This window comes from Algibacter mikhailovii (assembly GCF_014651495.1).
Classification (GTDB): Bacteria; Bacteroidota; Bacteroidia; order Flavobacteriales; family Flavobacteriaceae; genus Algibacter_E; species Algibacter_E mikhailovii.
The window spans coordinates 1-775 of record NZ_BMWZ01000035.1 but is presented as its reverse complement, the minus strand read 5'-3'; the positions used below and the strand labels follow the sequence as shown (position 1 = coordinate 775).

Annotated in this window: 1 protein-coding gene; it reads left to right on the top strand. The window is 39.1% G+C overall.

Features of this window, described 5'->3' with window-relative positions; all coding sequences use genetic code 11:
- Positions 1–775 (top strand): AMP-binding protein (locus IE051_RS18520; protein WP_189362902.1); only part of this gene is annotated, 775 nt, incomplete at both ends.

Below are 775 nucleotides of genomic sequence, written 5' to 3'. Positions count from 1 at the left end.
TAGAATTGGAGCCATTCATTCGGTTGTTTTTGCCGGGTTTTCGTCAACGGCTTTAGCCACGCGAATTAATGATTCCGATTGTAAAATGGTCATTACAAGTGATGGGTCTTATAGAGGGGCTAAAACTATTGATTTAAAGGGTATTGTAGATGATGCTTTAGAAGATTGCAGCTGTGTTGAAAAAGTTTTGGTAGCCAAACGTATTCACTCAGATATTCAGATGAAAGCAGGAAGAGACCAATGGTTGCAGCCCTTATTAGATGAGGCGTCTGAATCATGTGAAGCAGAACTCATGTTAGCCGAAGATCCACTATTTATTTTATATACCTCAGGATCAACAGGTATGCCAAAAGGTATGGTTCATACAACAGCCGGTTATATGGTACACACGGCCTACACCTTTAAAAATGTATTTCAATATAGGGAAAATGACGTGTATTGGTGTACCGCAGATATTGGTTGGATAACAGGACATAGTTATATAGTTTATGGCCCATTGGCTAATGGGGCAACAACACTAATGTTTGAAGGTGTGCCAAGTTATCCAAATTATGGGCGGTTTTGGGAAATTATTGAAAAACATAAAGTCAATCAGTTTTATACGGCACCTACGGCAATTAGGGCACTTGCCAAACAAGGCATGGAGCTTGTAGAAGCGTATGATTTATCATCTATAAAAGTTTTAGGCTCCGTAGGGGAACCTATTAATGAAGAGGCCTGGCATTGGTATAATGATAATATTGGTAAAAAGAAAAGTCCAATTGTGGATACTTGG